This window comes from Pacificitalea manganoxidans, from assembly GCF_002504165.1.
GTDB lineage: Bacteria > Pseudomonadota > Alphaproteobacteria > Rhodobacterales > Rhodobacteraceae > Pacificitalea > Pacificitalea manganoxidans.
In genome coordinates, this window is sequence record NZ_CP021406.1 from 170,045 (window position 1) to 178,640 (window position 8,596).

5 protein-coding genes and 3 pseudogenes are annotated in these 8,596 nt (G+C 60.5%); 5 read left to right on the forward strand and 3 right to left on the reverse strand.

Annotated features, from left to right (window positions below; all coding sequences use genetic code 11):
• Window positions 1-63 precede the first annotated feature (63 nt).
• Window positions 64-696, forward strand: a pseudogene (locus CBW24_RS16970) (ISNCY family transposase); the annotation flags it as partial.
• 149 nt (window positions 697-845) lie between these two features.
• Here CBW24_RS16970 and CBW24_RS16975 read toward each other — a convergent pair.
• Window positions 846-3,756: pseudogene (locus CBW24_RS16975) on the reverse strand (Tn3 family transposase).
• Window positions 3,757-3,850: 94 nt separating this feature from the next.
• Here CBW24_RS16975 and CBW24_RS16980 point away from each other — a divergent pair.
• From CBW24_RS16980 to CBW24_RS16990, 3 genes and pseudogenes are all read left to right on the forward strand, one after another.
• Window positions 3,851-4,459 (forward strand): recombinase family protein, encoded by a 609-nt coding sequence (locus CBW24_RS16980; RefSeq protein ID WP_097374476.1) that lies wholly within the window; start codon window positions 3,851-3,853, stop codon window positions 4,457-4,459.
• A gap of 31 nt (window positions 4,460-4,490) precedes the next feature.
• Window positions 4,491-5,123: pseudogene (locus tag CBW24_RS16985) on the forward strand (transposase); the annotation flags it as partial.
• 311 nt (window positions 5,124-5,434) lie between these two features.
• Window positions 5,435-5,740 (forward strand): integrase core domain-containing protein, encoded by a 306-nt coding sequence (locus CBW24_RS16990; RefSeq protein WP_097374477.1) that lies wholly within the window; start codon window positions 5,435-5,437, stop codon window positions 5,738-5,740.
• Window positions 5,741-5,759: 19 nt separating this feature from the next.
• Here CBW24_RS16990 and CBW24_RS18430 read toward each other — a convergent pair whose 3' ends face one another.
• On the reverse strand, window positions 5,760-6,032 hold the full coding sequence (locus CBW24_RS18430) for a nitroreductase family protein (protein WP_198405289.1): 273 nt from the start codon (window positions 6,030-6,032) through the stop codon (window positions 5,760-5,762).
• Window positions 6,033-6,065: 33 nt separating this feature from the next.
• The gene (locus CBW24_RS16995; RefSeq protein WP_097374478.1) at window positions 6,066-6,863 is read right to left on the reverse strand and encodes an enoyl-CoA hydratase-related protein; all 798 of its coding nucleotides are present in this window, start codon (window positions 6,861-6,863) and stop codon (window positions 6,066-6,068) included.
• A gap of 186 nt (window positions 6,864-7,049) precedes the next feature.
• Here CBW24_RS16995 and CBW24_RS17000 point away from each other — a divergent pair, with 186 nt between their 5' ends.
• Entirely contained in the window at window positions 7,050-8,588 is a 1,539-nt protein-coding gene (locus tag CBW24_RS17000; protein ID WP_097374479.1) for an acyl-CoA carboxylase subunit beta, read from the forward strand.
• The last annotated feature ends 8 nt before the right edge of the window (window positions 8,589-8,596 follow it).

Sequence of the window (8,596 nt, forward strand, 5' to 3'; positions counted from 1 at the left end):
CCCACATCTGCAAAGTAGAAATGTCACACTTCCCTGTTGATCAAGCAGGATTGGAGTGTGTCCGTGGGAATGTTGATCATGAGCGAGCGCGAGCTGAACCGCATAGAAGTACTGAGCCAGGTGACCCAAGGCCGGATGACGGCTGTGACGGCCGCCAACCTGCTCGGATTGAGCCGCAGGCAGGTCCACAGGTTGCTGAGGGCGTTTCAGTCCGAGGGTCCGGCAGCGATCCGGCACAAGGCGCGCGGCCGGGCCTCGAACAACCGGACCGATCCGGCGGTTCGGGATTTTGCGGTGACACTGGTGCGAGAGACCTACATCGACTTTGGCCCGACCTTTGCGTCGGAGAAGCTTGCGGAAGATCACGGGCTGAAAGTGTCACGCGAGACGCTGCGCAAATGGATGCAGGACGCTGGACTGTGGCTCTCACGCAAGCAACGCCGGACGTTCCACCAGCCACGTCTGCGCCGGGAATGCTACGGCGAGCTGATCCAGATCGACGGGTCGGATCATCATTGGTTCGAGGATCGCGGCCCGGCCTGCACCCTGCTGGTCTTCATCGACGATGCCACCAGCACACTCATGCATCTGCAGTTCGTGAAGTCTGAGAGCACGTTCAGCTACTTCGGCGCGCTGGAGCGATACCTGGAAGCGCATGGCCGCCCCGTCGCTTTCTACTCCGACAAGCACACGGTGGGGTAGATTCCGGTAGGGGGCAGGATCGTATCACAAGGCCCTGACGCCCCCTACTTCCCTTCAATCTGAGCTCTGTGGTCGCCTTCGTGGTGGCGATGAGCGCTGTGCGCCCGTTTGGTGGCTGTGAAGGCGGCAAGATATAGGCATGATTACTTCACAACCTTACCCCCTGCTTGCCGCCGCCACCTGTATTCGCCGGTGAGCAGGATGTGCGCCCATCCGAGCGGGGAGATATGTGCCAGTAGATCGGGGCCGCAATTCAGCCCGGCCCGCTGCCGCGCGGCCACGGCCTGACCGAGGTACTTGGTGTTCCAGTAGATGATGATGGCGGCGAGCAGGTTGAGGCCGGCCATGCGGTAGTGCTGTCCCTCTGCGGTGCGATCGCGGATTTCACCTTGTCGCCCGATACGCAGGGCGTTTTTCAGGGCGTGATGGGCCTCGCCCTTGTTCAGGCCAATCTGGGCCCGACGCTGCATGTCGGCGTCGAGGAGCCACTCGATGATGAAGAGGGTGCGCTCGACGCGGCCGATTTCGCGGAGCGCCACGGCCAGCTCGTGTTGTCGCGGATAGGCCGCGAACTTCTTGAGCAGCTGACTGGGCGGCATAGCGCCCGTCACCATGGTGGCCGCGGAACGCAGGACGCCGGGCCAATTCTGGACGATGAGGCCCTCGCGGATTTTACCCCCGATCAGGCCACGCAATTCGTCCGGCGCTGACGCCGGGTCGGACAGGTGGAGCCGTCTGGATGGCAGGTCACGGATACGCGGGATAAACCGGAACCCGAGCAACGAGGTCACGGCAAAGACGTGATCGGTGAACCCGCCGGTGTCGGCATACTGCTCTGTGATCTTCCACCCGGCCTCGTTCATCAGCAGCCCGTCCAGGATGTAGGGCGCTTCGCTCACGGTCGCCGGAATGTTCTGGGTCGCGAATGGACCGAACTGATCGGAGACATGGGTATAGGCTTTGAGACCCGGCTCGGAGCCGTATTTCGCGTTGATGAGGTTCATGGCTTCGCCCTGCCGGGCAGCGGGAAAGAATTGCCCGTCGCTGGACGCGGTCACGCCGCCGCCCCAAAATTTGGCCATGGGCAGCCGGGATTGAGCCTCGATCACCATGGCAAGGGCCTGGTTGATGGCGTCGCTTTCGACATGCCATCGCGACAGGCGGGAGAGCTGGAAGTAATCATGGGTGTTGGTCGCCTCGGCCATCTTGCTGAGCCCGAGGTTCAGGCCTTCGGCCAGCAGCACCGTCAGCATCCCGATCTGGTCTTTGCAGGACGCGCCAGTTTGCGAGTTTGTGAAGATTTCCGTGAAGCCGATATCCGCATCGACCTCCTGCAACAGTTCGGTGATCCGTATGGCGGGTAGCCGGTCGTAGAGATCGAGCACGAGTTCGTCCGCCTCTTCGGGCACGGCTGCGCTCAGGCGGTCGACCTTCAGGATGCCGTTTTCGATCGATCCACCGGGGATGGCTCCGGCACGTGCGGCCTTGGCCAGCCGCTTCAGTCCGTCGGTCATGCGCGCCTTGCGATCGGCAAGCCAAGCTTCCGGATCAAGCGGCACTGCCAGTCTTGGTATGTCCTTCACCGCCTCAGCGGGGACCAGGGCCTGCTTCAGATCACTGTAGCGCCGGGATTGGGAGAGCCAGATATCGCCAGAGCGGAACGCATCCCGCAGATGGAAGAACACGGCGACTTCCCAGAGCCGGTGACCGTCTTCCCCCTGCGCATTCAGATGGCGATGCCATTTCGAGCAGCGCCGCAGGAATCCCACCGGCCGTATCTCGGGTTTCTCGTCCTCTGCGATCAGCGTACTAGCGTGCAGCAAAGGCGCCGCGACACCCGCCGCCTTGATATCCAGCACGTGCAGCATGCGCGGGGCATAGCGCCGGAACCGATGATAGCCTTGGCCAACATGCGCCAAGGGGTCAGCAGCCATCGTGTCCGTCAACTCAGCGGCGGTTGCAACCAACCCTTCAAGCCGCTCCCACCCACAGGCCAGCTCTGTTGCCTGATCCAACGGCTCGCCATCGCTTCTGGCGACCAACAAAGCGGCGCCGAGGGATTTGAAGGCGCGCAGGGTGTCCTGCACCGCAGGTTTTGGCGTCAGCGATCCTTGCATCGCATAGCTTCTTTGCACCCTGCCATGTCTTGCCGACGATCCGGTCATGGGTCTCGATCACCGCGTCAGCAAGCACCGCGCGCCATGCAACGGCGCAGACCGCGATGATGGCCAGGCGGCGATCACTGCTGATGTCACGCAGACCATCGGCAAAATAGCGTTCGCCCTGACGCTGGAGGCGAGTCACCCGATGGGGTGGAATGCCAGAGAGGATGTCAGGCGACAGGGTCATCTCCTGCAGGAATTCCAGCCTGTCGAGCAGCCGGGTAGCATCAGCTGAGTTCTGACCCACCTCGAACTGGCGCAACCAGACGAACCGGCTGACCTTGCCCTCGACCATCTCCGAGAGCAGGCCATCGAGGCGGGCTTTCATGGCATCATCCAGCCGTGCCACGATGGCGCTATCGATCCGACGTTCCGCCGCGACAAGCGCATCCGCGCATAGCCGCTCGATCACGGACACGCCCGGCAGGATGGTCCTGGTCTGGCGGCACTCTTTGACAAACCGGCGCGCCAGATCGTGGTTGGACGTCGCGCGCTCCGCCTCGCCTGCCAGCCAGGCGTTCAGCTCCCGTGCGCGATGACCGGAGAACATCTTAAAGCCATAGACCTGGCGTAATTCGATCAGATGCCTGCGCCGCGTTACGTCGGTCTCGGCATATCGGCAAAGCTCATCCATCTCTTCGCCAAGCTGTGCGGCGATGAAGCGACTGATGGCCTCTGGAATGACCTCACCCGACACCAACAGTCGGCCAGGATACCGGAACGCACAAAGCTGAAGGGCGAAGCCGAGGCGATTGCGTGCATGGCGACGGGTTCGAATGACTTCGATGTCCTCATCCGACAGCGTGTAGTGGTAGAGGATGCTGGCCTCGTCTGTCGGAAGGTCGAACAGCGTCGCGCGTTGGCGAGCCGTCAGAATTGAGCGTCTTGGCATATAGGTTTGTCCTTGTTAGTCATTAATCTATTCAGGACAAAATCCGCACCAGCAAAATCAAAGGCTTGCAAGGCCAAATTCCGAGAGGGTTCAACTGGGACAGCGCGCGGCCATCTACGCCAGAGTTTCGACATCCGACCAGTCCTGTGAGCGGCAGGTCGCGGAACTGACCGCATTTGCAGAACGCGGCGGCTATGACGTGGTCGGCGTGTTCAAGGAAACGGCCTCCGGGGCTTCAGCCAATCGCGCCGCACGCAATCAGATCCTCGATCTCGCGCAGGCCCGGCAGATAGACGCCATTCTAGTCAGCGAGCTTTCCCGGTGGGGGCGGTCCACTCAGGACCTGCTTGATACCCTCAATCGGCTTGCAGGCTGGAAAGTCTCGGTCGTGGCTATGAATGGCATGACTTTCGAGCTCGACACACCTCACGGTCGGATGATGGCCACCATGCTGGCCGGGATCGCGCAATTCGAGCGTGATCTTCTCAGCGAGCGCGTGAAATCCGGTCTCGCCGCCGCTCGGGCACGCGGCAAAAAGCTTGGGCGTCAGCCGGGACAGCGCCCCAAGTCCGACAAGCTGGCTCCGAAGGTGTTGCAGGCCATCGAAGACGGAAGGTCATACCGATGGATCGCCCGGGACCACGGTATCTCGAAAAACACCGTCTCCGACATCGTCAAACGGAACCGCCAAAATACCTTGTGATACGATCCTGCCCCCTACCGGAATCTACCCCAATCAGGGCTTCGATCGCGACCAGCTGAGCCCGATGGCGGCTGCGGCCAAGGAGGCTCTTCAGCACAACGACCTGCACGCCATCGCTGACAAGGGATACTTCAGCGGGTCTCAGATCCTGGCCTGCCATCAGGCGGGGATCACCACGACCGTGCCGCGCCCCGAGACATCGGGCAACCGGGGCAAGGGCATGTATGTGAAGGCTGACTTTGCCTATGATCCGGCCCGCAATGTCTATGTCTGCCCGGCGGGAGAAGAGCTGACCTACCGCTACACGCGCGAGGAGGACGGCCTGCGGGTCGGCCGCTACTGGACCAATGAATGTCAGGATTGTCCGGTTCGTCACCGCTGCACAACCGGCAAGGAACGTCGGATCACCCGGTGGGACCATGAACGCCTGGTCGATGCAATGCGCGGAAGGCTGGGTGGGGAGGCGGATCCGATGACCCTGCGCCGCTGCACGGTCGAACACCCGTTCGGCACCCTCAAGGCCTGGATGGGGCACACCCATTTCCTGACGCGGAGGCTGAAGAACGTCAGCACCGAGATGGCACTGAATGTCTTGGCCTACAACATCAAGCGGGTGGTCGCGTTGATCGGCATTCGGGGCCTGATGCGGGCCATTGCCGCCTGATCGGGGGCTGTCGCGCTTCAAGCGCAGACGTCACACCTTGCCTGAAAGAGATCACCGAGCCATCACGCGCGCAAAGGGTGTCGGAGGCGGCTGAAAGCAAGCAACCGGGCAAACCAGCAGCCGACAGCCCCTGCCGGCCCGTTTCCACACAGCCTCGGCCGGTTGCGATGCCTGGTTCTTCGCTCCAAGCGTGGAACTAGCAGCATGGGCCATAGTCAATTTGAGCTCTTCGGCAGCCTCGCCGCGCGCTGTCCGATCAACCGCTGTCGGCTTAGCGTAGGATTTCACACTCTACCGCAAACGACCCGATCATGAATACGGATCAAGGATCGCAGTTCACAGGCTCAGCCTGGATCACACCGCTGACCGAGGCCGGTGTGCGCATCTCCATGGACGGGCGCGGGCGCTACCTTGATAACATCTTCATCGAACGATTGTGGCGCAGCCTGAAGCAGGAGGCCATCTACCTTGAAGAAATCGACGATGGCTTCAAGGCCCGCCGCGTCATCAAGTACTGGATGGCCTTCTACAACACCAGACGGCCCCATTCCGCGCTTGATCGGCAGACGCCCGACGAAGCATATTGGGCAGGCTTGGAGGAGCAAAAAGCAGCATGAAACCTAAACCCGATACACCTTAGAAACGCTGCAAACCTGTCCGAAAAGGTGGGACCACTTCACGGGTCATTGATGTCTGCGTGGCGCGCAACCTATCGAGCCCGCGCCCGATGACGATACCCACCTGCCACGGCTCCGGGGCGCGCCATGACGGAGTCCGTTGCGCGATGTGCAGGATCCGCCTGATCGTTTTAGGGGATCGCGGGTCGCCCCGAAAGACGCGGCAGGAAAAGCGGCCTGTCATGAAACAGAGCAGGGTTTCGTCCGCTGACGTGCCTCGAGGGAGGGCCATAATCGGGAGTTGCCGGGTTCATCGCAGGATGCCTCACTCGTTGTTGCGCCAGTCCCAGTGCGGGCGGCGTTTTTCGTAAAAGCTCTGCATGCCTTCTGCGGCGTCCGCAGAATCCCACATGTCCGCCACGCGATCGACCGTGTAGATGAAATTGTCTTCGAATCCGTGCCGGTCGACATAGTGGATCAGCCGCTTGATCCCGCTGACTGCTTTGGGGGCGCAGCGCAGACCAAGGTCGATCTCACGCTCAACAAGATTGTCGAGGTCATCGGCCTCTGCCACGACGCTGAGCAGACCAAAGCCCAATGCATCGCGTCCGTCAAAGGGGGTGGCGTTCAGAAACAGCCGCCGCGCATTCGCTTCTCCGATCCGCTTCACCACATAGGGAGAGATCATCCCCGGAATCATTCCGATCCGTGCCTCGGTGATAGAGAATTTGGCATCCGCCAGCCCGATCGCAATATCGCAGGTCGACATCAGCCCGATGCCGCCCGCATAAGCGGACCCGTTGATCCGGCCGATGGTCAGCTTTGGAAAGATATCAAGTTCATGCAACCAAAGGGCCAGCTTCTGCGCCTCTTTGATGCGTTCCATACGCGGGCGGCCATTCTGGCTTTGCTGATATTTGAAATCACCGCCTGCACAAAACACGTCGCCGAGACCTGACAGCACCAATACGCGCACCTTTTCGTCAGCCGCGAATGTCTTCAGGGCAGCGCGGGCTTCGTCATACATTGTGCCGTTCATGGCGTTTTTGACCTCGGGCCGGGCAAGGGTCAGGTAGGCGACGCCGCGCGCGTCGATGCGGGTTTCGATGGCTTCACGCTTCATTATCTCATCTCGCTTTACAAACAAACGTTCGTAAATATATACTGTGATTCTAAGGGAGTTAGCAAGGGCGTTTCCTGCCGCTTAGTTAGGTTCCAGTTTAACGTGTTGACCTTTGGACATTAGGTCTCCTACTAACGATTGGCCGTTTGTTTGTTCGGCCAGCAGAAATCAAGAGGACGCGAAGCCATGACGGAAGAAAGCAAACGGGAAGTGTTGCGCCAAAAGCGCGAGACAGCGCTGGCAGGTGGCCTCGGGAAGTCGCGTGATCGTCATGTTGCGGCCGGCAAGCTGCTGGTTCGACAAAGGTTGGAACTGTTGTTCGACGATGGGTTCGATTTCGAGGACGGGCTGTTGGCGGCGTCCGAGGTTGGACTGCCGGGGGACGGAATTATCACCTGCATCGGCAAGGTAAACGGACAGGACACGGCGGTCATTGCCAACGACGCCACGGTCAAGGCGGGCACTTGGGGCCACAAGTCGCTGCTGAAATTCAATCGGATGCAGGACCTGGCCAAGGATGCGGGCCTGCCGATCATCTATCTGGTGGATTCCGCCGGCGCACGGATCGACGAACAGAAGCAGCTGTTTCTGGGCCGCAATGGCTGGGGCAATATCTGGTATAACATGGTGCAGGCCTCCGGGGTCATACCGCAGGTCTGTGTTTTGTTCGGCCCGTCGCCTGCGGGTGCTGCCTATGTACCTGGCCTGGCCGATCTGGTTATCATGGTGGACAAGCAGGCTTCAGCTTATCTGGGCTCGCCTCGGATGGCCAAGATGACGATCTTTGAGGACGTGACAGACGAACAGATGGGAGGCGCGCGTTTGCACTGCAACGTGTCTGGTCTGGGGGACGTTCTGGTCAAAGATGATGCGGAAGCAATTGCCAGCGCCCGCGACTACGTCGCCTTCCTGCCCAAGAACTGGGCCGAAAAGCCGCCTGTTGTCAAAGCTGTACCGCCCTCGACGGACGCTAAGCCAATCGGCAGCGTCGTGCCCGAAAACCAGAATGTGCCATACGATGTTCACGACTTGATCGACGGGTTGGTGGACGCAGACAGTTTTTATGAGGTGAAAGCGAATTTTGCCAAGGAAATCACGACAGGGCTGGCGCGGTTGGGCGGCGCCCCGGTCGGGATCATCGCGAACAACTCCAAACATAAGGGCGGGGTGTTGTTCAACGATACCTCAGATAAGGCGGCACGCTTCATCTGGATGTGCAATGCCTTCAACATCCCGCTGCTGTTCCTGCAGGATATCAGTGGCTATATGATCGGCACGGCGGTTGAAAAGGCGGGTATCATCCGGCACGGGGCAAAGCTCTTGTCGGCGGTTTGTGAATCCACTGTGCCGCGGATCTGTGTGCTGGTGCGCAAGGCCTATGGCGGTGGATACCTCGCCATGTCTGGTGCCCCGACACACCCTGATGCGATGTTGGCCTTGCCGACAGCGCTTCCTGCGCTTGTCGGACCAGAGGCGGCCGTGAATGCGATCCACTTCAATAAGATCATGGAGCTACCTGAAGAAGAGCGGGCCGCCTATGTCTCCTCGAAACGCGATGAATACGCGCAGGACATCGACGTCTATCGCGCGGCCGCCGACACCTTTGCCGTGGAAGACGTAGTCGATCCGGAGCACCTTCGGGACGACTTGATCAAGCGGTTCCGAATATACGGCCAGCGCAAGGCAGGCATTATTGAACGGCGATCTGCCGTGCATCCGGTTTAACTTAGGGA